At 65.6% G+C, this 26,765-nt stretch carries 20 protein-coding genes and 1 tRNA gene; 15 read left to right on the top strand and 6 right to left on the bottom strand.

Annotated elements, in window-relative coordinates:
• Window positions 1–67: 67 nt before the first annotated feature.
• The 4 genes from H5V43_RS15760 to H5V43_RS15745 all read left to right on the top strand — a co-directional run bounded on the left by H5V43_RS15760 (window position 68) and on the right by H5V43_RS15745 (window position 6,860).
• The gene (locus tag H5V43_RS15760; RefSeq protein ID WP_025549366.1) at window positions 68–1,063 is read left to right on the top strand and encodes a LacI family DNA-binding transcriptional regulator; all 996 of its coding nucleotides are present in this window, start codon (window positions 68–70) and stop codon (window positions 1,061–1,063) included.
• A gap of 72 nt (window positions 1,064–1,135) precedes the next feature.
• A complete protein-coding gene (locus H5V43_RS15755; RefSeq protein WP_244968631.1) occupies window positions 1,136–2,359 on the top strand; it encodes an HlyD family secretion protein in 1,224 nt (407 codons plus the stop codon).
• Between the two features lie 7 nt (window positions 2,360–2,366).
• Window positions 2,367–4,313: a glycosyltransferase gene (locus tag H5V43_RS15750; protein WP_025549364.1), complete on the top strand. Its 1,947-nt coding sequence runs from the start codon at window positions 2,367–2,369 to the stop codon at window positions 4,311–4,313.
• A gap of 156 nt (window positions 4,314–4,469) precedes the next feature.
• Entirely contained in the window at window positions 4,470–6,860 is a 2,391-nt protein-coding gene (locus H5V43_RS15745; protein WP_099185198.1) for a membrane-bound PQQ-dependent dehydrogenase, glucose/quinate/shikimate family, read from the top strand.
• Between the two features lie 59 nt (window positions 6,861–6,919).
• Here H5V43_RS15745 and H5V43_RS15740 read toward each other — a convergent pair whose 3' ends face one another.
• Both H5V43_RS15740 and H5V43_RS15735 read right to left on the bottom strand, forming a co-directional pair.
• Entirely contained in the window at window positions 6,920–7,525 is a 606-nt protein-coding gene (locus H5V43_RS15740; protein WP_235600845.1) for a DUF1993 domain-containing protein, read from the bottom strand.
• Between the two features lie 211 nt (window positions 7,526–7,736).
• Window positions 7,737–7,826 (bottom strand) — tRNA-Ser (locus tag H5V43_RS15735).
• Between the two features lie 122 nt (window positions 7,827–7,948).
• Here H5V43_RS15735 and hspQ point away from each other — a divergent pair.
• The 3 genes from hspQ to H5V43_RS15720 all read left to right on the top strand — a co-directional run bounded on the left by hspQ (window position 7,949) and on the right by H5V43_RS15720 (window position 11,111).
• The gene (gene hspQ, locus H5V43_RS15730) at window positions 7,949–8,320 is read left to right on the top strand and encodes a heat shock protein HspQ (RefSeq protein ID WP_025549362.1); all 372 of its coding nucleotides are present in this window, start codon (window positions 7,949–7,951) and stop codon (window positions 8,318–8,320) included.
• Window positions 8,277–9,053, top strand: a complete 777-nt coding sequence (locus H5V43_RS15725; protein ID WP_025549361.1) for a GDSL-type esterase/lipase family protein — start codon at window positions 8,277–8,279, stop codon at window positions 9,051–9,053. The genes hspQ and H5V43_RS15725 overlap by 44 nt, the downstream gene beginning before the upstream one ends.
• Window positions 9,054–9,173: 120 nt before the next feature.
• Window positions 9,174–11,111 carry an OPT family oligopeptide transporter gene (locus H5V43_RS15720; RefSeq protein ID WP_373278231.1) on the top strand — a complete coding sequence of 646 codons (1,938 nt, stop codon included), beginning with the start codon at window positions 9,174–9,176 and terminating at the stop codon, window positions 11,109–11,111.
• Between the two features lie 88 nt (window positions 11,112–11,199).
• On the opposite strand, the gene H5V43_RS15715 is transcribed toward H5V43_RS15720, so the two are convergent.
• Complete coding sequence (locus H5V43_RS15715) at window positions 11,200–14,001, bottom strand: TonB-dependent receptor (RefSeq protein ID WP_099185224.1); 2,802 nt, start codon at window positions 13,999–14,001, stop codon at window positions 11,200–11,202.
• A 180-nt stretch (window positions 14,002–14,181) separates the two neighbouring features.
• Between H5V43_RS15715 and H5V43_RS15710 the strand changes: the two genes are divergently transcribed.
• Together H5V43_RS15710 and H5V43_RS15705 are read left to right on the top strand one after the other, a co-directional pair.
• Window positions 14,182–15,255 carry a phytase gene (locus tag H5V43_RS15710; protein ID WP_025549359.1) on the top strand — a complete coding sequence of 358 codons (1,074 nt, stop codon included), beginning with the start codon at window positions 14,182–14,184 and terminating at the stop codon, window positions 15,253–15,255.
• 113 nt (window positions 15,256–15,368) lie between these two features.
• Entirely contained in the window at window positions 15,369–16,685 is a 1,317-nt protein-coding gene (locus H5V43_RS15705; RefSeq protein ID WP_099185225.1) for an acetyl-CoA hydrolase/transferase family protein, read from the top strand.
• Window positions 16,686–16,753: 68 nt separating this feature from the next.
• On the opposite strand, the gene H5V43_RS15700 is transcribed toward H5V43_RS15705, so the two are convergent.
• The 3 genes from H5V43_RS15700 to queF form a co-directional block, all read right to left on the bottom strand.
• Complete coding sequence (locus H5V43_RS15700) at window positions 16,754–19,411, bottom strand: M1 family metallopeptidase (RefSeq protein WP_025549358.1); 2,658 nt, start codon at window positions 19,409–19,411, stop codon at window positions 16,754–16,756.
• Between the two features lie 188 nt (window positions 19,412–19,599).
• Window positions 19,600–19,863, bottom strand: a complete 264-nt coding sequence (locus H5V43_RS15695; RefSeq protein ID WP_037482640.1) for a GIY-YIG nuclease family protein — start codon at window positions 19,861–19,863, stop codon at window positions 19,600–19,602.
• 80 nt (window positions 19,864–19,943) lie between these two features.
• Window positions 19,944–20,402: a preQ(1) synthase gene (gene queF / locus H5V43_RS15690; protein WP_025549356.1), complete on the bottom strand. Its 459-nt coding sequence runs from the start codon at window positions 20,400–20,402 to the stop codon at window positions 19,944–19,946.
• A 101-nt stretch (window positions 20,403–20,503) separates the two neighbouring features.
• Here queF and H5V43_RS15685 point away from each other — a divergent pair, with 101 nt between their 5' ends.
• The 6 genes from H5V43_RS15685 to H5V43_RS15660 all read left to right on the top strand — a co-directional run bounded on the left by H5V43_RS15685 (window position 20,504) and on the right by H5V43_RS15660 (window position 26,726).
• On the top strand, window positions 20,504–21,703 hold the full coding sequence (locus H5V43_RS15685) for a hypothetical protein (RefSeq protein ID WP_193666714.1): 1,200 nt from the start codon (window positions 20,504–20,506) through the stop codon (window positions 21,701–21,703).
• A 95-nt stretch (window positions 21,704–21,798) separates the two neighbouring features.
• Window positions 21,799–22,647: a sulfurtransferase gene (locus H5V43_RS15680; protein ID WP_025549355.1), complete on the top strand. Its 849-nt coding sequence runs from the start codon at window positions 21,799–21,801 to the stop codon at window positions 22,645–22,647.
• Complete coding sequence (gene metC / locus H5V43_RS15675; RefSeq protein WP_025549354.1) at window positions 22,644–23,867, top strand: cystathionine beta-lyase; 1,224 nt, start codon at window positions 22,644–22,646, stop codon at window positions 23,865–23,867. Before H5V43_RS15680 ends, metC begins: the two co-directional genes overlap by 4 nt.
• Window positions 23,864–25,123 carry a mechanosensitive ion channel family protein gene (locus H5V43_RS15670; RefSeq protein WP_025549353.1) on the top strand — a complete coding sequence of 420 codons (1,260 nt, stop codon included), beginning with the start codon at window positions 23,864–23,866 and terminating at the stop codon, window positions 25,121–25,123. The genes metC and H5V43_RS15670 overlap by 4 nt, the downstream gene beginning before the upstream one ends.
• A 252-nt stretch (window positions 25,124–25,375) precedes the next feature.
• Window positions 25,376–26,116 (top strand): TorF family putative porin, encoded by a 741-nt coding sequence (locus tag H5V43_RS15665; protein WP_025549352.1) that lies wholly within the window; start codon window positions 25,376–25,378, stop codon window positions 26,114–26,116.
• 100 nt (window positions 26,117–26,216) lie between these two features.
• Window positions 26,217–26,726: a sterol desaturase family protein gene (locus H5V43_RS15660; protein ID WP_025549351.1), complete on the top strand. Its 510-nt coding sequence runs from the start codon at window positions 26,217–26,219 to the stop codon at window positions 26,724–26,726.
• Window positions 26,727–26,765 lie beyond the last annotated feature (39 nt).

Genomic DNA, 26,765 nt, shown 5'->3' with positions numbered 1-26,765 from the left:
TTTCCTCCATCGGCCTTCCATGGCAAGACCGGTGTATGACCGTCCTTTCTTTCGCTCAGCCCCGCTGATGCCCAGCATCCATGACGTTGCGGCACTGGCCCGCGTATCGATCAAGACCGTCTCCCGGGTGGTCAACCAGGCGCCCAATGTCAGCGAGGAGCTGCGCGAAAGGGTGACGGCGGCGATCCGCCAGCTTGGATACCGGCCCAACCAGTCCGCGCGGCGGCTCGCTGGCGGGCGATCCTTCATGATCGCCTTCCTCTACAACAACCCCGCGCCCTCCTATAATGGCGGCATCCAGTCGGGTGCGGCGAACCGGTGCCGGGACCTGGGCTATCATCTGGTGGTGGAGCCGATGCCGCTGACAGGGGAAGAACGGTTCGCCATTCTCGACCGCCTGGTCGCAGCACTGCGGCCCGATGGCGTCTTCCTGGTGCCGCCCCTGTCGGACGACGCGCAATTGCTCCAGCGGCTGTCCGAACTGAAGCTCCCCTGCGCCCGCATCGCCGGATCGGTGATGGCGGAAAGCTTCAACATCCCCACGCCGGAGCGTGCGGCCGGCCGGATGATCGCGGATCATCTGATCGGCCTTGGCCATCGCCGCATCGGCGTGATCACCCCACCCGCCAGCCACAAGGCGGCGATGCAGCGCGTCGAGGGCTTTCGCGACGGCATGGCCGCGGCGAACCTGCCGCTGGAGGAGTCCCTGTTCGTCGAAGGCGCCTTCGATTTCGAGTCAGGCATAAAGGCTGGCGGGCATCTGCTGTCCCGAGGCGAGCGCCCCACCGCGATCTTCGCGACCAATGACGACATGGCGCTGGGCACGCTGACCGTCGCGCACCGGCTGAAGCTGCGCGTGCCGGAGGACCTGTCTGTTGTCGGCTTCGACGACACGCCCGCCGGCCTCACGGCCTGGCCGCCCCTCACCACCGTCAGCCAGCCGCTGGAGGCGATGGGCAGCGCCGTGATCGACGCGCTCGCGGGCGGTTCCGCCGACGCGCCGCACTTCACCTTCAGGCTGGTGCAGCGCGATAGTTCCGGCCCGGCGCCGGCCGGGGCATGAAGCCGGCGGGCGGCGCCTCCAACCTTTCTTAACCATGTCCATGTATGATTCGTCCATCAGATTGGGGACGAAATGAGCGTAGAAGCCAAATTTCCATCCGATGGTGCAAAGGAATTGCGGCTGGCCGAGGCCGACGGGCGGCAATGGTTCCACCTTCCGCGGCGAATGCTGGTCGGCGGCCTTCTGCTGGTCATGGCCGTCGCAGTGCTGGTGCGCAGCTTTATCTTCACGGCGGGTTACAATACCACTTTGGTGGCGGACATGGGCCTGGTCAGGGCGCCGATCTCCGGCGAAGTCGACCGGCTGGGCGCGAACGTCGGCGACCGCGTGACGCGGAACCAATTGCTGGGGAGCTTTGCCGCGCCGGTGGGCCTGTCGGCGGCCGTCCGTGCCGGATCGGAAGATGTGGACCAGCTCAAGGCGAAACTGGCCAGTATCGACGGCCGGATGGCAGCCCTCAGGGCCGACGCCGACCATATCCGCCGCGAATCGGGCGTCTACCGATCTGAAAAGCTGGTGCAGATGGATGCCGTTGCGGACGAAAGCTCCGCCCAACTGTCGGCCGCGCAGGCTCGGTTGGCCTTTGCGCAGAAACAGTTGGACCGCACCCGCGCCCTCGCCGGCCGCGGCTTCATCAGCGCAGCCGGGCTTGAGAAGGCGGAACAGGATCAGCGCGCCGCCCTGGCGGACAGGAATGCGGCGATGGCACGCCGACGCACGAACCTGATCGAGGCGCATGCCGCGGGCCAAGGGCTGTTCCTCAACAACGGCTACAGCAATGTCCAATATTCGACCCAGCGCCTGAGCGATCTCAATCTGGCGTTGAGCGAATTGCGGGGCGAAAGGGAGAACCTGACCGCAGCGCTGGCCAAGGCGCAAAAGCTGAGCGGCAATGGCAAGGCCGGCGCCATGCGGCGGCTGCAGCTTCCGTTGCAGGCGAGCATCGACGGCCGGGTCTGGGCGAAGGTCGCCGCCCCCGGGGAGTCGCTGCGTGAAGGCGATCCGATCTACATGCTGGCCGACTGTTCGTCCTTCTTCGCCTATTTCACCGTGGGCCGCAGCGCCTATAGCAGGCTCGCCATCGGTTCGCCCGTGACGTTCATCGCCTTTTCGAACGGCGATCGCTGGCCGGGAACCGTCGTCAACATGGGGGTCAGCGATCCGTCCCAGCTCCGCGTCACCAGCCATGTCCCCAATCCCGCCGCAGGCGAATATCTGATCGGCGCGCGGATCATGCTGGACGCGAAGGGCAAGAAGCAGTGCCCGGTCGGCACGGCGGGCCGGGTGGTGCTGTAACGCGGCCATGAACCCCGCCGAGATCCCGTCCTATTTCTGGGGCCTCGCCACCCTTGGCCTCTGCCTGCTGATCTTTCCCAAACTCAGGCCGGCCAACCCGCTGCATCGGCTCATCGTCAGCGGCGCCGCGATCGGATCGATCCTGATCTACATGACATGGCGCATGGTCGCCACGCTCGACCTGGGCACGCCCGGTTACGCCCTGCTTTCCGTGGGCTTCTTCATGCTGGAGGTCTGCTCCACCCTGGGCGGAGTGCTGGTGCTGGTCGTGCTGACGCGGCGGCGCGACCGACTGAAGGACGTCAGCGGCAACATACGCTGGCTGCATGTCAACAGGCCCAGCGCCGCGATCTTCATCTGCACCTATAATGAAGATGTCGGGATTCTCGACCGCACGATTACCGGCGCCCTCAACCAGAATTATCCGGCGAAGGTCTTCCTGCTGGATGACGGCCGGCGGCCGGAGGTGGAGGCGCTGTGCCGCCGTCGCGACGTGGAATGGCTGACGCGGCCGGATAATGCTCATGCCAAGGCCGGCAATATGAACGCAGGCCTGGCGACACTGGCCGCGCGTGGCGAGATGCCGGATTTCATCGCCATATTGGATGCGGATTTCGTCGCCCTGCCCAATTTCATGTCCCATTGCGTGGCCCTGTTCCAGGACCCGACCGTGGGGGTGGTCCAGACGCCGCAGCATTTCTTCAACCCCGATCCGCTGCAACACAGGATCAAGGGGCATCTGGACCTGCCCGACGAACAGCGCTTCTTCTTCGACACCTTGCTGCCGGCCAAGGACGGATGGGGCACCGCCTTTTCATGCGGGACGTCGTCCGTCGTCCGCACCGCCGCGCTTGCCGAGATCGGCGGATTCCCGACCGACAGCATTACCGAAGACATGCTGCTGTCGATTCGCATGAAAGAGCATGGCTTCGTCACCGCCTATCTGAACGAAAAGCTCAGCCTTGGCCTCGCGCCGGAAGGGATCGGCGAATATTGCACCCAGCGCATCCGCTGGTGCATCGGCGCGATGCAGATCATGCGCAGCGCCGACGGCCTGTTCTCGCGCAAGGGCCTGGGCTGGATCGACAGGATGAGCCTGCTGGAAACCCTGCTCTACTGGATGGGCAGCTTTCCCTTCCGCCTCGCCTGCCTGCTGGTGCCGATCCTCTACTGGATGACGGGCCTCACCATCATGGATGCGCCGATCGGCGAGCTTGCGACATTCCTGCTGCCCCGCATCCTGGTGGAAGCCTTCGCCATCAGCTGGTATTCCAACGGCCGGATACTCCCGCTTCTGACCGACACGTCCCAGTTGCTGGTCGCGCCGGAGATCGTGGCCGCATCCTGCCACACCCTGCTGTTCCGCGGGGAGCGGCCGTTCAAGGTGACCAACAAGGGGGGCGACCGTTCCCGGACGGTGATCCACTGGAAATTGCTGTCGCGCTTTGCGGTCGTGCTTCTGCTGACCGTGGGCGGGATGCTGTTCGGCTATGGCTCGCCACTGGCGCCGACCTTCTTCTCGGACCAGAAGGGCATCGTGGCGTTCTGGAGCATTTACAACGTCCTCGTCTGCATCATCGCCATCATCGTCTGCGTCGAAACGCCGCGAAGGGCGGAAGAGCGGGCCCCCATCAGCGGAACGGCGCTTTTCAGTACAGGGGACAGCGCCACCCCGGTGCGGCTGCTCGACATTTCGTCGAGCGGCGTGGCCTTCGCCAATGAAGGCGGCTGGCGCATAGGCGACAGGGGCACGATTTCCATCAGGGAACTGGGCGAGGTTCCGGCGATCGTCGCGCGCATCACGGATCGCGTCGTGGGGGCCAAGATCCTCCTTTCGCCCCAGCAACAGGTGGCGCTCACGCATTTCCAGTTCGCCGGCGACCGCATGCGCACGCCAGACGTGTCCACGCTCGGCAGCGTCCTGGCCCTGATCAGAGGTCTTGCGCTGAACTGAGCGGAGGACCGCTTCCGGCAAAGCCATTCGAACCCGCGGGCAGCAAGGGTGCAACCTCCGGCAAGGCCCGTCCTTGTTTGCGTCTCTCTTCACTTCCCGAAACGGAACATCGCTGCTGCGCGACGGTTTGCTTGCGAGATCATCGGAGGCAAATCGATGAAGTCCGGCCGCCAGACTGCAAAATTGCTGAAGGTCATCGCGGTCTTGATAGGCGTGGTCGGCACGGCAAATCTGATCGGCGGCATCTGGCTCGCCTCATTGGGCGGCAGCCCCTTCTATGCGGCCGCGGGATTGACGATGCTGGCCAGCGCCTTTCTGCTCTGGAAGCGGCGCGCGGCCGCCCTGCATCTGTTCGCGGCGCTCGTCCTCGCCACGATGGCCTGGGCCTGGGCGGAAATCGGCGTGGACTGGTGGCCGCTCGTTCCGCGCGGCGACCTGATCTTCCTCTTCGGCCTGCTGCTGATCCTGCCATGGACCGTGCGGCGCCTTGCGCCGGCTGGGGGATGGGTGCGAAACGCCGGCCCCCTGGCGGTGGCGCTGGCGATCGCCGGCATCTTCGGCCTGGCCGCGCTGATGCGCGACGTCCACAATCTCGACGGCACGCTTCCTGGCCCGCGCAGCGCGATCGCGGCGGAGCCGAACGCAATGCCCGATGATGACTGGCAAGCCTATGCCCGAAGCTGGCGTGGCGAGAAATTCTCGCCCCTGACCCAGCTCACGCCCGCCAATGTCGGCAAGCTGGAGGTGGCGTGGCAATTGCGGACGGGCGATCTCAAGCGCTCGGGCGATCCGGGCGAGACGACCTATGAAATGACCCCGATCAAGGTCGACGACATCGTCTATCTCTGCACGCCGCATAATCGGGTGATCGCTGTCGACGCGGAGACGGGCAGGGAGCGCTGGAGGTTCGATCCGCTGATCAGGACTTCGGCAAGGAACATGCAGCATCTCACCTGCCGCGGCCTTTCCTATTGGGATTCATCGCGCGCGGGGGCGAGCGCCGCCGACTGTTCCCGGCGCATCTTCCTCGCCACGAACGACAGCCGCCTGATTGCGCTGGACCCGCGCACGGGCGCGCCGTGCCGCAGCTTCGGACGCGCGGGGACCGTCAGCCTGCTTCCGGGGCAACCTCATTATAATGGCGGCTGGTATCAGGTGACGTCCGCGCCCCTTGTCGCACATGGCTTGGTCGTGACCGGCGGCGCGGTTTACGACAATATCTCCACCGACGTGCCCTCCGGCGTCATCCGTGCCTATGACGCGCTCACGGGCCGACTGGTCTGGAATTTCGATCCGGGCAATCCGGACAGCACCGCCCCGCTGGGCGCGGGCCGGCACTACACGCCCTCTTCCCCCAACAGCTGGAGCACGCCGGCCGCTGACGAGGCGCTGGGCCTGATCTACCTGCCGATGGGGATGGGCGCTGTCGACCAATGGGGCGGCAGGCGGCCCGCGACGACCGAACGGTTCGCCACTTCGGTCCTGGCGCTGGACATCGTGACCGGAAGGCCGCGCTGGGTGTTCCAGACGGTCCATCACGACCTGTGGGACATGGACGTCCCGGCCCAGCCGGCGCTGGTCGATCTGGACCTGCCCGGCCGCGGCCGGGTGCCGGCGCTGGTGCAGTCGACCAAGACCGGCAATCTCTTCGTCCTGGACCGCCGGAACGGCAAGCCCCTGTTCCCGGTGGAGGAGCGCCCCGGCCCGGGCGGCGCAGCGCCGGGCGACCGCCTGTCGCCCACCCAGCCCTTTTCCGCCATATCCCTGATGCCCGCCCCGGCGCGAGAAAGCGACATGTGGGGCGCAACCATGCTCGACCAGCTTTATTGCCGCATCCGGTTCAAGTCGCTCGACTATAAGGGGCCCTTCACGCCGCCCTCTTTGCGGGGGACGCTGGTGTTCCCGGGAAATTTCGGCGTGATGGACTGGGGCGGCATTTCGATAGACCCGATCCGCCAGGTCGCATTCGCCCATCCAAACTATGTCGCTTTCGTGGACAGGCTCATCCCCCGCGCGGAAATGGAGGACCATGGCGTACGGGGGCCGGCGGGCGGCTCCGACCGGCGCGGATCGGACGAGCAGGGGTACAATCCCAATGCGGGCGCGCCCTTCGCGGTCGACATGAACCCCTTCCTGTCCTTCGCAGGCCTGCCCTGCCAGTCGCCGCCATGGGGTTATGTCGCGGGCATCGACCTGCGGTCCGGCAGGAAGGTCTGGGAACATAAGAACGGCACGGTCCGCGACGAAACCTTCCTGCCTATCCCGTTCAAGCTGGGCGTTCCATCGCTGGGCGGTCCGATGTCGACGGCAGGGGGGCTCACCTTCATGGCGGCGGCGATCGACAATTATCTGCGCGCCTATGACACGCGCACCGGCAAGGTGCTGTGGCGTGCCCGTCTTCCGGCCGGGGGACAGGCGACGCCGATGTCCTATCGGTCGAGGGCGAGCGGGCGGCAGTTCGTGATCGTCGTTGCAGGCGGGCATGGCTCCCTCGGCACGAAGCTGGGCGATCATGTCATCGCCTATGCTCTGCCCAGACAGCCTTAATTCCCCGGCTCGCTACGTCCGCGGGCGCGCCGGGGCCTGCCCGCCATGCCGCCAGCGGATCAGATCGGCGCTGGCGGCGACGGCAGCTTCCGAACGGCGCCCAGATAGTCCCGCTTCCCGAGGGGAACGCCGTTCGTCCGGAGAATGTCGTAGGCCGTGGAGGCATGGAAATAAAAGTTGGGCTGGGAGAAGCTGAGCAGGAAATCCTTGCCCAGGAAATCCCAGCGCAGCTTGTCACCGATGGTGAATGTCATCGGCCTGTCGCTCAAGCTTTCCACATCGGCAACTTGAAGTGCGCCAAGGGCGTCGGCCGCTTCCATCACCCTGGCGTTCAATTCCTCGAAACTGGCCGGTGGCGCCGCGATGTCAGGCGAGAAATTCCCGCGCTGAACGCCATGGATCGCGCCGATGGAATGGATTGCGCAGCTTTTCACCTGATAGGCGAAGTCCAACATGTCGGGAGCGAGTCTGGCATGAAGCAGCCGTTCCGGGGGGAGAGACTGCGCATCGCAATAGGACTTCGCTTTCACAACCAGTCTCGACACAGACTCCAAAATCTGAAGGCACCCCGGTACGAAGGCGTCGTAAAGCGTCATCATGGATCCTGAACCTTTTGACTGGCCATCGAATGGACCGGCAATGGCCGATCTGGCCAGGATCGGCAACCGCATCCTTCCCGGCAGCGTCCCACAAGGACTGGAGCGCCCGTGGACGATCGATCGCACCGGATGGGGAGCCCGGGGTTGAATCTCTGGAAGAGGCACCCGCCATCGTCGGGCGTGGATCAACCGATGAAAGCAACCCTTATCGGGCACAGCTAGCCCATAGGGAGCAGGCGGAACGATTTGCCGGAATTCAGCGACTTGAGGGATAATATGGCGGAGAGGGAGGGATTCGAACCCTCGGTACCGTTGCCGGCACGCCGCATTTCGAGTGCGGTGCATTCGACCACTCTGCCACCTCTCCGCAGAAGGTCCGGCGCATGCCGTTCCGGTCGAGCGGCGGCCATTAGCGAATGATTTCACCCTTGCCAAGCAGCGACGAGCATTTTTCTTGTTTCGCACCGCAAGCATCCTAAATTGCGTCATATGAACGATATGATTCAGATTTTCGGACCCGATGTGACCCCCCCGCCGATCGTCCACGCCCGCTTCAGCATCGGGGACGTGGTGCAGCACCGCCTCTTCGGTTTTCGTGGCGTCGTGTTCGACATCGATCCGGTCTTCGCCAATAGCGAGGAATGGTATCAGGCCATTCCCGAGGACATCCGGCCGGACAAGCATCAGCCCTTCTACCATCTGCTCGCTGAAAATGGCGAAAGCAGCTATGTCGCCTATGTCAGCCAGCAGAATCTGGTCGCGGACGACAGTGAGGAACCTGTCGACCATCCCGCCATTTCCGGCATGTTCGGCACCTATGCGAACGGCAAATATCAGCTCCGCCCGCTGCATCGGCACTAGGCGCGGCCTCAAGGCGGGCAGGGCGCTGATCGGCCTTGCCCTGCTGCTGGGGTCCTGCGGCCTGCTGCACGCCGCCACGCAGGCGCCGGCGCTGAAGGTCAATGCCGACCCCAGCTTTCCCTTCTCGCGCGAGATCGAGGCATTCGCCAGGGCCAATGAGGCCGGTCCCCCGATCACCGACGCCACCCTGTTCCTGGGTAGCTCCAGCATCCGCCTGTGGGACATAAGCGGCAGCTTTCCCGACATCGGCACCGTCAACCGGGGCTTCGGCGGCGCGACCACGCCGGATGTGCTGCATTATTACAAGCGCCTGCTGCCCAAGGCGAAGCCGCGCTCCATCCTCGTCTATGTCGGGGAAAACGACCTGGCAGCAGGCGCCACCCCGGCCGAGGTCGCGAACAACGTCCTGACCCTGCTCAGGCAACTCCGATCCGACTATCCCAAGGCGCATATCGCCTATCTGTCCCTGAAGCCCAGCCCGATCCGCTGGACGCTGTGGCCGAAAATGGCCGCGGTGAACATGACGGTCGCGGCACGGGCGCGGGTGAGCCGCTTCGATTATCTGGATGTCGGTCGCGTGCTGCTCGCCCCGGATGGCCTGCCCGATGCGTCGCTGTTCCGACCCGACGGGCTGCATATGAACCCGCGCGGCTACACGCTCTGGACGCGGCTGGTCGACGCCTATCTGGATGCCGCCGCCGCAGCCGACCTGAAGCCCGGCGCCTCCTCCTGACGCCTCTGCGCGCACTTTCCGATTGATCCAAGGCCAAGCAACATTATTACCGGACGCTGATAAAACAGCCGCAGGCAAGGGGACAGACGAGTGACAAGTGATTCGGCCGAGGCGGCCCCCATGGCGGAGCTGACGCTTCGCGGCGTCATATTGGGCGCGCTCATCACCCTGCTGTTCACGGCGGCCAACGTCTATCTGGGCCTGAAGATCGGGCTGACCTTCGCCACCTCCATCCCCGCGGCCGTCATTTCCATGGCCGTGCTGCGGCTGTTCGCGACCGGCACGATCCTTGAAAACAACATAGTGCAGACCATCGCGTCGGCGGCGGGCACGCTGTCGGCCATCATCTTCGTGCTGCCCGGCCTGGTCATCATCGGCTGGTGGCAGGGCTTCCCCTATTGGCTGAGCGCCTTCACCATCGCGCTGGGCGGCATATTGGGCGTCATGTATTCGGTGCCGCTGCGCCGGGCGCTGGTGACGGGGTCCGACCTGCCCTATCCCGAAGGCGTAGCTGCCGCCGAAGTGCTGAAGGTCGGCGCGGGATCGCGCGAGGGGCTGGAGGAGAACAGGCGCGGCCTGGCCGCCATCGTCGCCAGCTCGATCGCCGCCGCAGCCTTCGCCATCCTCGCCAAGACGAAGCTGATCGCGGAGGAGGCCGCGACCTTCTTCAAATTCGGCGCGGGCGCGTCCAGCGTCTCCACCAGCTTTTCCATGGCGTTGATCGGCGTCGGGCATCTGGTCGGCCTGTCGGTCGGCATCGCCATGTTCTTCGGCCTGCTGATCAGCTGGGTCGGGCTTGTCCCCTATCTCACCGCGCCGCTCGCGGCCGGCGCCGATCTGGCCGATCTGGTCGGCACCACCTTTCGGATGAAAGCGCGCTTCATCGGCGCCGGCACCATCGGCATCGCGGCGATCTGGACCCTGCTCAAGATATTGGGACCGATCGTCAGCGGCATCCGGTCGGCCATGGCCGCGGCGAAAGTCCGCAAGTCGGGCAATGCCGGCCTGCTCGACCTTACGGAACGCGACCTTCCCATCGGCATCGTCGGCGGCACCATAATCGCTTCGCTGCTGCCGATCGCGGTGCTGCTGTGGATCTTCGCGCAGGGCGGGCCGATCGCGGCCAACCCGGTGCCGATCATCGTGCTGACGCTGGCCTATATCCTCGTCGCAGGCATCGTCATCGCCTCGGTCTGCGGCTATATGGCGGGGCTGATCGGCGCGTCGAACAGCCCGATTTCCGGCGTCGGCATTCTGGCGGTGCTGGGCGCCTCGCTGATACTGGCGGCGATCTACGGATCGGGCGGCGACCCGAAACAGGCGCAGGCGCTGATCGCCTATGCGCTGTTCGTGACCGCCATCGTCTTTGGCGCCGCAACCATTTCCAACGACAATCTCCAGGATCTGAAGACCGGCCAGCTTGTCGGCGCGACGCCGTGGAAGCAGCAGATCGCGCTGGTGCTGGGCGTGATCTTCGGCGCGCTGGTGATCCCGCCCGTACTGGACCTGCTCAACAGCGCCTTCGGCTTCGCGGGCGCGCCGGGCGCCAAGGCGACCGCCCTCCCCGCCCCGCAGGCCGCGCTGATCTCCGCCCTGGCGAAGGGCGTGCTGGGCGGCGATCTCGACTGGGGCCTGATCGGCTTCGGCGCAGGCATCGGCGTGCTGGTGGTCGCCATTGACGAACTGCTGGGCAAGGCGGGCAAGCTGCGCCTGCCGCCCCTGGCCGTCGGCATGGGCATTTATCTGCCGATGGCGCTCACCCTGCTGATCCCGGTCGGCGCGGTGATTGGGCATCTCTACAATCGCTGGGCGCTACGCCAGTCCAACCCCGAATTTGCCGAGCGCATGGGCGTGCTGATGGCGACCGGCTTCATCGTCGGGGAAAGCCTGTTCGGTGTCGCCTTCGCAGGGATCGTCGCGGCGACGGACAGCGACGCGCCCATGGCGCTGGTGGGGGAAAATCCGTGGGCCGTGGTGCTTTCGGTGATCGCCTTCTTCGGCATCATCACAGCGCTGTATGCGCGCTTGCGGCGGTGGGCGAGTGCCCCCTTGGGGTGAAGCTTACCCCCGCCCATGGGAACCGGGATGACAGAATAAAGGGGCCGCCGCCTCAAGGCAGCCCCCTCTCCCTCAAGCCTCCGCCGGATCAGAAGTTGAACCGGATGCCGCCCGTATAGCGACGGCCGAAGCGTTCCCACTCGATCGTCTGGTTGCTGCTGTCGGGCGCCTGCACGCCGCTGGCACGCAGCAGGCTGCCCGGGTCGGAGAAGCGGCGGCCGGGATGGTTGAGCAGGTTCGAGGCGTCGAAGTAAATCTCGAAATTCTTCGTGATCGCATAGCGCGCCGAGAAATCCAGCTCGTCGTCCGAGTCCCAATAAGTGTCGCCAGCGTCCGCCAGCGTATCGGAAACCGTATCCAGCCATTTGCTGCGGTTCTGATATTGCAGGCGGATCGACAGGCCGTATTTCTCGTAATATCCGCCGATATTGTAGACGAAGTCCGATGTGCCCGGCAGGCGCACTTTGCGCGCCGGAATGCCCTCGACGGCAGGCTTTTCGACCTTGCTGTCATTGAGGGTAAGATTGGCCGAAATACCGAAGCCGCCCATGAAGGAAGGAAGACCCAGATTCTCCGTCCAGGGTTCGAGCTGGAACTGCGCGGCGGCTTCCATGCCATAGATGCGGCCCGAACCGCCATTGGCGATACGGGTATAGCCATAGTCGGAGCGGTCGATCCCGCCGGAATTGAGGTCGGTCAGGCCATAGGTGCGCCGCTGATTATACAGCACGTCCTCGACATGCTTGTAGAACAGGCCGACCATCAAATAGCCCTGAGGCTTCACATACCATTCGAAATAGGTATCGACGCCATAGGCCCGTTCCGGCTTCACATCGGGGTTGCCGCCCGAAATCACGCGGTCGCTGTCGTTCACGACGAAGTTCGGCCGCATCTGATCGTAATCGGCGCGCGCCGCACCGCTGTTGAAGGAGAAGCGCAGCTTCTTGCTGTCGTCGATATTGTAATTGATGTGCAGGCTGGGGAATGCCAGCGTCTGGCTGGATTCCCGCGTTTCAGGCGTGGAAACCGCCGGTCCGCTGACAGGCGTGACCGTGGCGATCGCAAAGCCATGGTTCTTGACATGCTCGACACGCACGCCGCCCACGACCGAGCCCCAGTCGTAGTGGACAGTGCCCATCAGGAAGCCGGCGAGCACCTCTTCCCGTACCCTGTAGTTGTTTCCGGTGTTGGGTGCGAAGGCATAAGCCGCCTGCGCCGCTTCGGAAGCCGCCCGCATCTTGTCGGTATCGAAATAGCGGAAGGTGTAGCCCATGGGGATCTTGCCCAGGAACTTCCGGTCGATCGAGAACTGGTTGTAGTCGGTCGGCAGGACGGTCGCGGCCTGCGCGGCATTCAGCGTGATCTGCTGCTCGTCGGCGGTCTTGGTGCGGCGGTCATACTGGAACCCCGCCTTCAATGTCGCATGCTCCAGCTCGCGCGCCACAACCAGGCGGCCGGTATAGGCCTTGGTCGTGTCCACCGCGTCGAGGACGGTGAAGCCTGAAAGCGGCTTGGTGAAATCGTCGACCGCCGTGACCTGCGCGCCCGCCGTGTAGCGCGTCGGGCTGGCGAGTTGCAGCGTGCGATAGAGCGTCAGGCGCGAAAGATTGGGATCGCTGAAGTCATAGGCCACGGTCGGCCGGAGCGTGCGCGTGCTGGGGCTGTCCCAGGTCGCTTCGCCGACGATCGATCGGTCGTCCTTGGATTCGGTGTAGTTGCCGACCCAGCTCAGCTTCCAGCCGTCGGCAAATTCATGATCGCCCGCCAGCGTGTTGGTGAAGATCGACTGGCGGAAGGCCCGCAGCGTCGAGCGCTGGCGGATGTCGATGCCGTAGATCGTGCCCTTCTGCGGCGTGTTGCCGATGCAGACATCCGCATAGCCGGTGGTGGTCGGCATGGTGTTCACCGCGGTCGGACAGGCGGCCGAGCCGTTCGACAGGTCCGACTGGCGGTCGTCCAGGTCGAAGCGGTAATTGTCCCGCGCTTCATCGTCGGTGAAGATGGTGTAGACCGACCGCAGCGAAATGCTGTTGGCCTCGTCCGGTTTCCAGTCGACCCGGCCCGAAACCGACCAGTTCTTGCGCGTCAGGCGGTACAGCTTGTTCTCCGCCTCATGCGCCCAGAAGCGGGTGGTATTACCGGGGCGCTGGTCCTGCGACACCCGCTCATAGTCGGTCTCGAAATTGTCCGTGACCATGTTGCGCTCATAATAGCTGCCCGACAGCAGCACGCCGATTTCACCGATGCCCGTCTGGAATCGGTCGGAAACGACCAGCGCGCCTTCATATTCCTTCTTGTCGCCCAGTTCGGCAAAGCCAAGGCCGCCCTTCCCCGCCAGATGGAAGCCGTCATAGTCGAAGGCCGAACGGGTGATGACGTTCACATTGCCCGCGACCGTCTCGCCCGGCATGTCGGGCGTCACCGCCTTGGACACGATGATCTTGCCGGCAATGGCGGACGGGATGGAATCGAAGCGGGCGTCGCGGCCCTCGGGGCTCACCACATTGATGCCGTCGAACGACAGGGTGGTCCAGGTCTTGGGCGCGCCGCGCAGGTTGATGTAGCGGGCCTGGCCCTGGTCGCGCTCGACGCTGATGCCCGGCAGACGGCTGGCGGCCTGGGCGATGTTCTGGTCGGGCAGGCGGCCCACGGAATCGGATGCGGCGACCGTGACCAGCGAGTCCCAGTTCTTCTGGATTTCCAGCGCGGCGGCTTCGGATTCAGCGATCGGGCGGGTGCCGGTGACGACGATCGCTCCCATATCCTCTTCCGCGGCAGGAGCCTGCGCCATGGCTTGGGTCGACGCCAGGGCCCAGCCGGCTATGCCGCAGGCCAGAGCCAGACGAACGGACGGCACGCCGGCGCGCTGCCGGATGAAACTATGCTGCATATGATCCCCCTGTTGGAACGGCCTTGTCGAATAGGCTTGGCGGGGCACCTAGATCGGCGGGAATACAATCGCGTGAAATTATGGTGACAGAACAGTGACATGCCGGGCGATATTCCGGCTGGGCCTGTCACATCATCGTCATGAAGCGCGTCCAAGAGGCGCCGCGAACGGGGGAACTTCATGACGAGACCTTTATCCGTCGCCCTTTGCGCGACTCTTCTGCTCGCCGCTTGCGCCGCGCCAGCGCCCGAACGCCCGCTGGCCCAGCGCATCGCCAACGCCACTCCAGCCGCGACCGTCACCGCGCGCGGGGAAACCGCCCCCGTCGGCACCCCCAATGCCGACGCGGCGGACGATCCGGCGATCTGGCGCAACGCCGCCGATCCAGGGCAAAGCCTGATCGTGGGCACCGACAAGAAGGCGGGGCTCTATGTCTATGGGCTGGACGGCAAGACCCGCGACTTTCTCGACGCGGGCCGGGTCAACAATGTCGACCTGCGGGACGGCGTGGGGATCGCCGGTCAAAGCGGCATATTGGTGGCCGCCAGCGATCGCAACGACCTTGCCCATGCGAAGCTGGCCCTGTTCCGCCTCGATCCCGCCACCGCGAAACTCTCGGCGCTCGGCAAGGTCGATGCCGGGCGGGGCGAAGCCTATGGCGTCTGCCTCTATCGCGCGGCGAGCGCGACCTACGCCTTCGTCGTGCTGAAGGACGGCACGGTGAACCAGATCGCGCTCGACATGGCCGACGCCACGCCCAGGGGCAGCATCGTCCGGACCTTGAAGCTTGGCTCCCAGGCGGAGGGCTGCGCGGTGGATGACCGCACCGGCATGGCCTATGTGGCGGAGGAGGATGTCGGCCTCTGGCGCTTCGATGCCCGTGCCGACGGGTCCGCGACGCCCGCCAGGATCGCCGCGGCGGACGGCAGGAACCTCGTCATGGATGCCGAAGGCGTCGCCATCGCGCCGATGGGCGAGAAGGACGGCTATGTCCTCGTCTCCAGCCAGGGGGACAATGCCTATGTCGCCTATCGCCTGAGCGACGACAGCTATGCCGGCCGCTTCCGCGTGGTCGACGGCGCCATAGGCGGGTCGGAGGAAACCGACGGCATCGACCTGATGCTGGGCGATTTCGGGCCGGACTATCCCGGCGGGCTGTTCGTGGCGCAGGACGGCCACAATGCAACGGCGGCCCAGAATTTCAAGCTGGTCGCATGGGACGACATCGTCCGGGCGCTCGGCCTCGCCCGCTGAAAGCTTCCCCGGCTTGCGCAGGGGGCGTGCAAGCAAGACGCCCCCCTACTTTCGTCGCCATTGCACTCCCGCGCCAACGGCGCGACAATCCCCCAAAAGCCGGGGAGAGAAGGATGTCCATCACAGAAAAGTATCGCGCCAGGACCATGTCGGCGGCTGAGGCGGCCGCACTGGTCCCGGACGGCGCGAAGATGGTCGTCGGTCTCGGCGTCAGCTACCCGCCCGCGCTGATGGATGCGCTGGCCGTCCGCGTTCGCTCGGGCGATCTCACCGGCGGCACGCTTTACTGCATGCTCGCCTGCGCCGCGGCCAGCGAGTCCATCCTCGCGCCCGACCTTCACGACCGCATCCGCCATGTCAGCCTGTTCCACGGTGGCGTCGAACGGGGGAACGACGCCCTGCGCGCCGGCAGCGCGCAAGGCCTGGTCGAAACCCTTCCGGTGCAATTCCACCAGATACCGCGCATCCTGACCGAGCATCTGCGCGTCGATACGCTGTTCGTCACCGTTTCGCCGATGGATGCCGACGGCTGCTTCAGCCTGGGCACCAACACCGATTACGCACTGATGGTCGCGCGCAGCGGCGCGCGGCTGATCGTGGAGGTCAATCCCGCCATGCCCTATGTCCATGGCGACTGCAAAATTCCCATCTCGGCGGTCACGGCCATCGTGGAAAACCATGTCCCCCTGGCGCAGATCCCGCCCCTTCCTCGCACGCCCAATGACGATGCCATCGGCGCGATCATCGCCGGCATGGTGGAGGACGGCGCCTGCCTGCAAATGGGCATCGGCGCCGTGCCGGACGCGGTCTGCGCCGCGTTGATGGATCATCGGAACCTCGGCATCCATACCGAACTGCTCACGCCCGGCCTCGTCGGCCTGATCAAGGCCGGCGTGGTCGACAACAGCGGCAAGAAAATCCATCCCGGCCGCTCGGTCTTCACCTTCGCCATGGGCGACCAGGGCCTTTACGACTTCCTGCACGACAATCCGGCGCTGGAGGCGCATCCGGTCGAGCATGTGAACGCCCCGCACATCATCGCGCAGAACGACAGGGTGATTTCAGTCAACGCCACGATTCAGGTGGACCTCAGCGGCGCCTGCAACTCCGAATATATGAACGGCCGCCAATATAGCGGCACCGGCGGCCAGCTCGATTTCGTGCGCGGCGCCTATGCGTCGAAGGGCGGCCGGTCGATCATCGCCTGCCACTCGACGGCGGCGAAGGGGACGGTCTCGCGGATCGTGCCCTGGCTCGACGGCCCCGTCACGACGCCGCGCACCGACACCCACATCGTCGTCACCGAACATGGCTGGGTCGACCTGAAGGGGAAGACGCTGTCGGAACGCGCCCGCGCGTTGATCGGGATCGCCCATCCCGATTTCCGGGAGGAACTGGAACGCGGCGCGTTCGAGCGGCGGTTGCTGTAAGAATTCCTCCCCATCGAAAGATGGGGAGGACCAAAAAAAGGCGGTGGATCGCTCCACCGCCCCCCGTCTCACTTCCTGGCGAACCAGGCGAGCAGCGCGGGCTTCAGCCGCGCCCGCGTCTCGATCCGCGTCTTGATCGCGGCGATGGAGCGATCCACCACCTTGCGCGATTCCGGCGTCAGATATTGGGTCGCATAGGCGTCCAGCTTCGTCACCATCGCCGGATCGGCGGAGTTGCCGCCCAGCCGCGCAATCGCCTGGCTCCGCGCCGACACGTCGATCATCGCCTCATATTGCTGGCGGTGCGCCAGCACATAGTCGACGGCAAGCATCGAATGCTCCCCGCCCACGGCGGAGATGATCGCCGCGCTGGTCGTCTTGCCTGGCTCGTCCGTCATGGCGAGGTCCAGCGCCTTCTTCGCCAGCGCCTCATCCTTGGCGACGCCCAGCAGCGCGAAGACCGTGCTCTTTTCGAGGTCCGTCTTCGCCCCATTGGCCATGGCGCGCAGCCTGTCCCAGGTCGCGGCGTCGGCATTCTCGGCAATGATCCGCAGCCAGACATTGCGCAGCGGCCCGTCCAGCGCCGCCGGATTGCCGGCCAGCGCGGCGAAGCGCCTGTTCGCCTCCGCCACCACGGCCTTGTCGCCCATGCCGCCCAGCGTCGACACCAGCGCCGACCGCAGGACCGGCACCTGCGGATTCTCGCCCGGCCTGGCGTCGAAACCGACGGTCGCCAACACAGGGCTCAGCTTTTTCGAGGCATAGGCGGCAACCCGCGCCTGCGCGGCCTTGTCGCTCTCCAGCATCATATGGGCGCTGTCGAGATAGTCCGGCACCTCCGCCAGCACGGCGGGGCTGGCCGTCGCGGGCACGGCGTCGATCAGGTCGAGGGCCAGTCCCATGGGCTGATAGCCGCCCAGGCCAAGCTGGAAATTGTCCGCCAGCAGGCCGATCTGGTCCATGGAGGCGAGCTTGGTGAAGTCCTTCGCAAGGGCCTTCACATTCGCCTCCGGATAGAGCGAGCGATAATAGCCCGTCTGCCCCGCATTGATGATATAGGCGCCGCAGCCCGGCAGCGTGACCTGCGCCGAGCCATTGAGGATCAGCCGCTGCTGCGCCCCGCCGCCCGCTTGACCGATAGCCTGCGCCATCACCGGCACATTCCATTTGAGCGGCGTCTTGTCCTTCCGGTCGCGGCTGAACTCGCCCTGCGAAAGCGACAGGATGGTCGAACCGCCCTGGCACTGGGCGCTGTCCACCTTCACCAGCGGAATGCCCGGCTGGCTGGTGAAATCATGCGCGATGCCCACCACGCCCTTGGCGCCCGCGCCCTCGACCGCTTTCCAGAGGTCGTCGGTCACGGTGTTCCCATAGGCATGCTGCTTCATATAGGCGCGGATGCCCGATCGCCACGCATCCTCCCCGGCAAAGCCCTCCAGCATGGTGATGACCGCCTCACCCTTTTCATAGGTGATGTCGTCGAACGCCTGGTTCACCTCATCGACGGTGTGGATCTTCTGGAGGATCGGGTGGGTCGTCACCAGCGAATCGAGGCTCATCGCCCGCTCGCGGCCATTGACGCGGGAAAGCAGCATTTCCCATTCCGGGTTCAGCTTGTCCGTGACCTTGGTCGCCATCCAGCTTGCGAAACCCTCGTTCAGCCAGAGATCGTCCCACCAGGCCATGGTGACGAGATCGCCGAACCACTGGTGCGCCATTTCATGCGCGACGATGGAATAGATGGTCCGCCGCGTGCTTTCCGACGTGAAGCGCGGATCGACCAGCAGCGCGCGTTCGAAGGTGAAGATCGCGCCCCAATTCTCCATGGCGGAAAAGAACTGGCTCTGTCCCGGCCCGGCGACATTGTCCAGCTTGGGCAGCGGGAAGGGCACGCCGAAATAATCGTTATAATAAGGCAGGATCGCCGCCGAAGCGTCGAGCGCGAGTTGCGCCTTCCCCGTATTCCCCTTGCCCGTGATCACGCCGACCTCGGTCGCGCCCGCCTGTTTGGTGGCGCGCTCCAGTTCGCCCAGACCGAAGAACAGCAGATAGGAGGACATTTTGGGGCTGGTGCCGAAAGTCACCAGCTTCTTCCCCGATCCGGCGTCGCTGCTGCCCTTGACCGGCATGTTGCTGACCGCAAGCTGGTCGGCGGGGATGACGGCGGAAAGGTCGAACGTCGCCTTGTAGCTCGGCTCGTCGAAGCTCGGCACGAAACGGCGAGCGTCGGGCGCCTCGAACTGGGTGAAGAGGGCGCGCTTCGCCTGACCCGCATTGTCGGTATAATCGAGCGCGAACAGGCCATTCGCCTGCGTATTGATGATCCCCGCATAGTCGATGGCAAGCTTGTAGCTGCCCGGCTGGACCGGCTTGCCGAAGTCGAAGGTGACGGTCTGCGCGGCGGCGTCGATCTTCGCGGTTCCCTTTACCGCCTTGCCCTTTGCGGGAGTCAGGGTGACGCTGCTCACCGTCAGGTCGGCGGCGTTCAGCACCAGCGCAGGCATCGCCTGCGTCACGGTGACGTCGATGGTCGTCTTGCCCGTGAACTTCAGATTGGCCGCATCGGGGGTGACGGTGATGGCATAATGGCTTGGCGCGGCGCCACGGGGCAATTGGGTGGTCACGCCCACGGCGGGTCCGGCAGGCGCCGTCTGCGCCAGCGCCGGCATCGCCATGGCAAGCGGCGCGGCCGCCAGCATCAGCGGAAGGATCTTCGAAAAGGACATGAGGTTCGCAACTCCGACAGGCTGGAACGGCACGGCAAAAGGTTCGCGCCAGGATGACAGGGGGATCGCCCCTTTCGCTTCACCGGTCAAGCCGGGCGTCCCACCGATGATGTCGTTGGTCGAATGTTGTTGTTCGTTTGTCAAACAAAGAGCTTCGTCATCCCAGCGAAAGCTGGGATCTCAGGCCGCTACGCGATGAAGTCGGACAAATCCCGCCACTCAGGATTGCTCTGCTCGATCAACTGAAGCTTCCAATCCCGCTTCCAGGCCTTCAGCGCCTTCTCCCGGGCGATGGCGTCATCGACCCGGCCATGCTCCTCGGCCAGCACCAGCCGATGCAGATTATATTTGCGACAGAAATCCGAACCCATGCCGCGACGGTGCTGATCGACGCGAACGGCAAGGTTGGTGGTAATCCCTACATACAACACGCCACGGGGCTTGTTTGTCATGATATAGGTCCAGCCTCGCCTCGCGGTCACGCATTGCCTCCTGAGATGCCAGCTTTCGCTGGCATGACGACAAGGGCAGCTCAACCCCGCCCGCGATAGCCCGGCACATCCTGCGACGGCAGCCATAGCCCCGCCGGCGGCTCGCCCGATTGCCAGAACACATCGATGGGAATGCCCCCGCGCGGATACCAGTATCCGCCGATGCGCAGCCAGATCGGGTTCATCTCCGCGAACAGCCTCTCCCCGATTCCGACCGTGCAATCCTCATGGAAGGCGGCATGGTTGCGGAAGGAGCCCAGGAACAGCTTCAGCGACTTCGATTCGACGATGGTCGCGGCGGGCGCATAGTCGATCACCAGATGGGCGAAGTCCGGCTGCCCCGTCACCGGGCAGAGCGAGGTGAATTCCGGCGCGGTGAAGCGCACCAGATAGGGCTTTCCCGGCCGGGGATTGGGCACATAGTCGAGCACGGCGTCTTCGGGACGCGCAGGCAAGGCACTGGCCTGGCCCAGATGAAGTGGAGTCGGCATGTCAGTCATGGCAGGCCATCTACGCCATTGCACGGCAGATGTCATCGCCGCGCCTCTCTTGCCTTTCGTTCATGGCGGGTTCACTTGGGCGGATGCCTTGGCTGCCACCCATGGGGTTCCGCTTCTCGCTTCTGTTCGCCGCGCCGCTGCTGCTGGCCACGACTGCCTTCGCCCAGCAGGAAAATAGCGCCGATCCGGTCTTCAACCTGCCGCGCACCCAGCCGCAGACCCAGACCAATCCCAATGCACAGGGGCCGGAACTGGACGTGTTTCGTGGCGCGCCCACCACGGTGACGCCGCCGCCGGTCGTCGCGCCGACGATCCAGCTTCCGCCCATCGCCGCCCCGGCGCCTGCCCAGCCGCAGCCGCAAAGCCAGCCCACCCGGCCATCCTCCCGGCCGGAGCGCGCGCCGCAAGCTGCACCGCAAGCTGCACCGCAGAGCCAGACCCCGGCCGAAAAACCCGCCCCCGCGGAGACGCCTCCGCCGCCATCCCCCATCGAAAACCAGAGCCTCCCCCCTGCCGACAACGCCACCGTCCCCAGCCCGACGCCGGCGCCGCTGGGCCCGCCTCAGCAGCCCCCCGCCCCCACATGGCCCTGGATCGCCGCCGCCGCAGCGGTCGCCGCCGTCCTGCTGATCGGAGCCCGCTTCCGGCTGCGCCGCCGCAAGCAGGGCGCGGCGGAGGAACCGCCCTACGAAGCCGAAGCCGCGCCGCCGCCCGTGCCGGCTGCACCCCCGCCGCAAGCCAGGGCAATGCCTGCCCCGCCCGAACCCAAGCCCGCGCCGGACAATGCCGACCGCCCATGGATCGATCTCGCCATGGACGTGCAGGCCGCCCGCCTGACATTGCTGGGCGCGACCATCGGCTACCGGCTGACGCTCCACAATCGCGGCAGCCGCACGGCGGAGGACATCCTCGTCCGCAGCCTGATCGCCAATGCCGATGCGCAGCAACAGGCGCTGTTCCAGCCATTCTTCGCGGGCGAAACCGGCCTCCCCGTCCATTCGGTGGTATCCATCGCGCCCGGCGAGACGCAGAAGCTCAGCGGGGAAATGCGCCTGGACGCACAGGCGATCGCCGCCATTCCCATGGGCCAGCGGGCCCTGCTGATCCCGTTGATCGCCTTCGACGCCCGTTATAGCTGGACAGGCGACCGCGAAGGCACGGGACGCAGCGGCAGCGTCTTCATCGTCGGGGAAGAACAATCGCCCCCGGTCGAGCGCCTTTCCCCCTTCCGCCTTGACCTTGGCCCGCGCCAATACCGCACCCCCGGCAGTCGCGCGACCGCGCTCAACCTCTCCAGCTAAGGCCAATCGGCCCTTCCCACCTCTGCCCGCCGCTCCTAGAATGGCTCTGCGCCACCCAAGCAGGTGGCCGAACGAGCGAGGGAGCAAGGGCACGCATGGACATATTGGTATCGACCGACTGGCTTGAGGGAGAATTGGGCAAGCCCGACCTCCGGATCGTCGACGCCAGCCTGTTCCTTCCCGGCGTGCCCCGCGATCCCGGGGCCGAGTTCGAGGCCGTCCATATCCCCGGCGCCGCGTTCCTCGACCTGCCCAGCCTCGCCGACGCGGAAGATCCGCGCCCCGGCATGCTGCCGACCGATGATTTCATGACGGAGCGCTGCCGCCGGCTGGGCATCGACGCGGACAGCCGGATCGTCGTCTATGACAACAGCCCCACCCACAGCGCGGCGCGCGGCTGGTGGATGATGCGCCTCTATGGCGTGGGCAAGGGCGCGGCGATCCTTGACGGCGGCCTGCCCAAATGGCTGGCGGAGGGACGGCCGACGGAAAGCGGCATGCCGGCGCCACGGCCCGGCAATGCCGTTGCGAAACGCGCCGTCGGGCAGGTCCGCACCAAGGAGGATCTTCTCGCCAACCTCGAAAGCCAGGCCGAACAGGTGCTCGACGCACGCGGCGCGGCACGCTTCACGGGGGAGGAGAAGGAGCCCCGTCCCGGCATGGCGTCGGGCCATATTCCGGGCAGCCGCAACATTCCCTCCTCCGCCTTCTATCATGCCGACAACAGCATGAAGCGGGGCGAGGACCTTCGCCGCCTGTTCCTCGACGCCGGGACCGATTTCGACCGTCCGATCATTACGAGCTGCGGCAGCGGCGTGACGGCGGCGATCCTGCTCGCGGGCCTCGAACTGCTCGGCAAGACCGACGTCACCCTCTATGACGGAAGCTGGTCCGAATGGGGGCTGGACCCGGCCACGCCGAAAGCGACCGGCCCCGCCGCATGAGCCAGGATGCCGACAAGTCGCGCGACCGCAAGCCCCTGACCCAGATCGCACAGGCAGGCCGCAAGCCCGAATGGACGGGCATGCCGGGCCAGCCCGGCGGCATCGTCAACCCGCCGGTCTGGCGGGCCTCCACCATTCTCTACGACGATGTCGCGCATCTGCGCAGCGCGGCGGGGCGCAGCACGCATGAACGCCTGTTCTACGGGCGCAAGGGCACGCCGACGGCATGGAGCCTGTCGGACGCCCTCACCGAAATGGAGCCGGGCGCCGAAGGCACCATGCTCTACCCATCGGGGGTGGCGGCCATCGCCTGCGCGCTCATGGCGGTGCTGAAACCCGGCGACCAGCTCCTGATGGTCGATAGCGCCTATGATCCGACCCGCAATTTCTGCGAGCAGATGCTGCGTCCGCTCGGCATAGAGACGGTCTATTACGACCCGGCCGTGGGCGCCGGGATCGCGGACCTCATCACCGACGCCACCCGCGCCATCTTCATGGAAAGCCCCGGCAGCCTGACCTTCGAGGTGCAGGACGTGCCCGCCATCACCGCCATCGCCCGGGACAGGGGCGTGGCGACCCTGATCGACAACACCTGGGCCACGCCCTGGTTCTTCCCGGCGCTCAGCCATGGCGTGGACATCAGCATCCTTGCCTGCACCAAATATATCGTCGGCCACAGCGACGTGATGATCGGATCGGCGACGGCTACCCCAGCCTTCTTCCCGAAAATCCGCCAGACCGCCTATCTGTTCGGCCAGATGACCAGCCCCGACGACGCCTGGCTCGCCGCGCGGGGCCTGCGCACCCTGGGCGTCCGCCTCAACCAGCATCAGGCGAGCGCCCTGCGCATCGCGCAATGGCTGGCGCAGCAGCCCGATGTCGCCCGCGTGCTTCATCCGGCCCTGCCCTCCTGCCCCGGCCATGCCCTGTGGCAACGCGATTTCACCGGCTCCAGCGGCCTGTTCAGCTTCGTTCTCAAGGGTGGCGATGAAAAGGCCCGCGCCGCCCTGATCGACGGTCTCGCCCATTTCGGCATCGGCTATAGCTGGGGCGGCTTCGAAAGCCTGGCCCTGCCCGTCGATCCGGCGCGCTACCGCACCGCCACCGCCTGGCAGGCGGAGGGGCCGCTCGTCCGGCTCCAGATCGGGCTGGAGGACAGCGACGACCTGATAGCCGATCTCGACGCGGGCCTTGCCCGCTTCCGGGCCATGCGCGGATGACGCCGGGCTTGCCCGATCTCCTGTCCCTGTTGCCGGGCGATCCCGCCATCGTCCATCCCCTGGTCGCGCTGGCGCTGGCCGTCGCCATCCATCTGGTCGCCAGCGCCGTCGCCCGGTTCGCCTCGCCGCGCCTGCGCCACCGCTTCCGCGCCCTGGGGGAGGCGCTGGCGGGGCATCTGCGCCCGATCCTGCGCCACGCCATCGCCGCCCTCGTCATGGCGCTGGCCGTCGCCTTCTGGCCGATCGGGGACTTCGCCCATCTGATCCTGAGCGCCGCGCTCGCCCTGTCCCTTTCGCTGCTGGCCGTGCACATATTGCGCAGCCTCGCCATAGCGCGCCTTGCCGTGCTGCCGATCGCCCTGCTGCTGTTCGTGATGGTCCTTTCCGGCAGCAGCGGCGGCTTCGCCCCGGTGGCGGGCATGCTGGACGGCGTGGGCCTCGACCTCGGCAGGCGGCGCGTCACCCTGCTCGGGCTGGTCAGCATGGCCGCGATCTGCGTCGCGCTGTTCGCCCTGGTCCGCCTGGCCAACCGCATCGTCGGACGCAGCATCAGCCGCGCCCATGGACTGGACGCCACGCAGAAGCTGCTGGCGCAGAAGCTGGCCGCCATCGTCGTGGTCGTCGCCGCCTTCTTCATCGGCGTCGACCTGCTGGGGATAGACCTCACCGCCTTCACCGTCTTCTCCGGCGCGCTGGGGCTGGCCGTGGGTTTCGGCCTGCAGAAGACATTCGGCAATCTGATCGCCGGGATCATCCTGCTGATGGACCGATCGATCAAGCCCGGCGACGTCATCGTCGTGGGCGACAGCTTCGGCTGGGTGAACAAGATCGGCGTGCGCGCCGTCAGCGTCATCACCCGCGACGGCAAGGAACATCTGATCCCGAACGAAAACCTGATGACGCAAGAGGTGGAGAACTGGTCCTATTCCGACCGCAACGTCCGCGTCCGCATCCCCGTCGGCATCGGTTATGACAGCGACCTGAAGCTGGCGCAGGAACTGATGCTGCGCGCCGCGCAGGAAAGCCCCCGCGTGCTCCGCAATCCCAAGCCCAATGTCTGGCTCACCGCCTTTGGCGAGAACCGGGTCGAACATGACATATTGGTGTGGATCAGCGACCCGGAAAGCGGCGTCGGCAATGTGAAGTCCGATGTGCTCGGCCGGCTCTGGCTGCTGTTCCGCGAACATGGCATCACCATCCCCTATCCGCAGCGCGTCATTCACGCGGCGCGGGATTCAGCGCCCCTTTTCCCCTAGCCGGCCAGTCCCGAATTGCGGCGAAAACCGTGCGCAGCCGCGCCCGGTGCCATAATCATGCCTGATTTTGTTGCAGACCAGCAACATTACAGCAGCAAACTTCACCGACCAGCAATAAAATCTTGTGCGCCGCAGCGGGGAAAGGCATCCCCTCCTTCGTTGAGGCAACCCGGTCCATCCCGTGCAGGGCGATAGAGATCCGGGACCATGACGCAGGTGGGACGATCGCAGATACCATCAAGGGGAAATCATATGCGTAAGTCCATACTCGGCCTCTCGGCCCTTGCCCTTGCCGCCATGTCGGCACCGGCCTTCGCTCAGGACGAGCCCACTCCGGATCTCACCGTGACCGGCAACGCCGCGCTCGTCACCGACTATCGCTTCCGCGGCATTTCGCAGACCAACAAGAAGATCGCGCTTCAGGGTGGCCTCACCATCACCCACAGCTCTGGCTTCTACGTTTCGGCCTGGGGTTCCTCGATCGACGATTATGTCGCCAATGGCTCTGATCAGGAACTCGACCTGATCGGCGGCTATTCGACGACCATTGGCGCAGCCACCATCGACGTCGGCGTCCTCTATTATTACTATCCCGGCAATGCCGAAGCGAATACCGACTTCGTCGAGCCCTATGCCTCGGTCAAGGGCACCTTCGGTCCCGCCACGGCGAAGCTGACCGTCAACTATGCGCCCAAGGCGAAGGCGCTGACGGTCGGCAACGGCAAGGAAGACAATCTCTACGTCGCAGGGGATCTGTCGACGAGCATTCCCAACACCCCGCTGGGCCTGTCGGCGCATCTGGGCCACAGCTTCGGTCCCAGCTACCTGACCATCGGCAAGGAATATACCGACTGGAACATCGGCGCGACCTACACCTGGAATCACCTGACCCTGGGCGTTTCCTACGTGGACACCAACAAGTCGCTCTATTCGCCCGCCGGCCACAATATCAGCAAGGCCGGCGTGGTCGGTTCGATCACCGCTTCCTTCTGATCGGCCGAACGGACCGAAAAGGCCGCGATCCTCAGGGTCGCGGCCTTTTTCTTTGGCCAGCAGGGTCGCATGCGCCCCGTCCCGTCCCTATAATGCGCCGATGACCGCCCTTTCGCTCATCCTCATCTTCCTCGCGACAGTCGCCGCGATGGAGGGCTTCGCCTATGTCATGCACCGCTGGGTGATGCACGGGCCGGGCTGGTTCCTGCACGCCAGCCACCATCGGGAACGCACCGGCCGCTGGGAAGCGAACGACCTCTATTTCGTGATCTTCGCCATGCCCTCCATCCTGCTGCTGCTGGGCGGCGTGCAGTGGCAGTGGGGCGACTGGGCGACGGCGATGGGCGCCGGCATCGCGGCCTATGGCGCCATCTATCTCGGCTTCCACGACATCATCGTCCATCGCCGCATCGGCCATCGCCACGTCCCGCGCTCCGCCTATATGAAGCGGATCGTCCAGGCCCATCGCCTGCACCATGCGGTGGAGACGAAACAGGGCTGCGTCAGCTTCGGCTTCCTCGTCGCGCCGAGTCCGGAAGCGTTGAAACGCACACTCGCGCGGAACGGCAAGGCGGGGCTGCGCGCCGCCAAGGGCGTTTTGGAAAGCTGAACGGGCGAACGGAAGCTGCCCCGCCTTCTAAGCACTTCC

Origin of the sequence: Sphingobium fuliginis, from assembly GCF_015074805.1 — a bacterium.
GTDB classification, from domain to species: domain Bacteria; phylum Pseudomonadota; class Alphaproteobacteria; order Sphingomonadales; family Sphingomonadaceae; genus Sphingobium; species Sphingobium fuliginis.
Note: the sequence above shows the minus strand (reverse complement) of the source record. Positions and strands in the feature narration are given on the sequence as shown.